The organism is Crenobacter caeni, assembly GCF_010435965.1.
Lineage (GTDB): Bacteria > Pseudomonadota > Gammaproteobacteria > Burkholderiales > Chromobacteriaceae > Craterilacuibacter > Craterilacuibacter caeni.
On the sequence record NZ_JAAGAA010000031.1, the window covers coordinates 1 to 1,410 of the forward strand.

The 1,410-nt window shown below is 46.2% G+C and carries 1 protein-coding gene; it reads right to left on the reverse strand.

Annotation, left to right across the window (positions count from 1 at the left end):
- Positions 1 to 154: 154 nt before the first annotated feature.
- Entirely contained in the window at positions 155 to 856 is a 702-nt protein-coding gene (locus GZH52_RS16740) for a hypothetical protein (protein WP_203525825.1), read from the reverse strand.
- Positions 857 to 1,410 lie beyond the last annotated feature (554 nt).

The following is a 1,410-nucleotide window of genomic DNA, read 5'->3' on the forward strand; positions in this document are numbered from 1 at the left end:
GCTTGCCGATATCCAGACCGAAAAGTGCGATGTTTGCCATGATGATCCTCCGCGCCGAATTGGAAACAGCCCAGCAAGCGTAGCCTGCTGGGCTATTGGAGTTCAGGCTGACCATCACATTAGCCCCCTTGCGGCTGTCCGCTTGACCGAGTTGTTATGCGACATTTTCAATGTTTACGGTTACGGATTTTTCAATGCTACCAACCGTCCAACGTGGTGCGACCATGAACAAAAGCATTTCCAATAGATAAGGCTTGCTGCCTTCTCCAAAAACCTCTTCATTGAGATGTTTTACAATATTGCAGTAGTCATGGTATGCGTTTTTATAGCTTCTGTAGCTAATTTTTTTCTTCGATAGTCTGAATATTGTTTGCATGTCAAATTTTGCTAGGTCACTACTTCTTCCGTTTGGTTGTGGAAAAAGTGCCGCTTCATTTTCCAGATTGAATAATAACCAGTTGAGTGTGTATATTGCTCTGGAATCATATATAACATAATGGTCAGGATCTAAAAATGAGGCAACTTTCGATAGTGAAGAGATACACTCAAATGTTGACTTCGTAAGCTTTCCATCTTTTATTTCATCGATAAACTTAACAATTTTCCTATCGTTTCTTTCGTTTTTCTTAAAGGATCCAATTCCACCCCATTTCTGAATTACCCAGTAATGAGTGGCCAAAGTAGAGTCTGCTTTGATTGCTAGATGTAAATTTTCTTTTAGAAAGATGTTCTTCTTGTATCCGGTCAAAATGTCGGATGAGATTTCAATGGGGCAGTCGCCCGGTACGTCCCACTCAAATGAATCAAGCCTGTATGCTTCAGAGATGTTCTTAATTGTGGCAATGACTTTACGCATGTCTGTGGCTTCAATTGTCGCGCATAATGTTAAATATACTACTGTGTAGGAGTATATTTAGTTTGTCTGTGTGTATAGCTCATTCAGTATGCTACAAGAATTTTTCATTACTTTTCAAACATGTTGGGGTTAATAATGCCTGAAACTCCACAGCCAGATGGGAGTGCCGTGCCACGCTTGCTGGATGTGCTGTGAGAATCTCTGCGTGTCAGGCATTACACTGTGGTCGGGTGGGTTAGCCACAGAGTGTGGCGTAACCCACCACCGACTTAGCGGGGCTTGGCCGCTGGTGGGTTACGGCCTGCGGCCTAACCCACCCTACGCAGCTAACCCACCCAACGCCTGCGAAGCCACCCGACGCCGCCAACCCGCCCCGCGCAGCGGGCGCAAGGTCCGGCGCGGCCGGGGTGGGTGGAGGGCAGGCGCAAAAAATCTATGGTCAGCCTGAACTTTGCAAGGACAGAATCGTGATGAACAATGACAGGGAAGGCTTGCTCTAATCTATCCGGATTCCTGATGGGCAGCTATGCCCGATCCATGATGTGAGCCGCTCC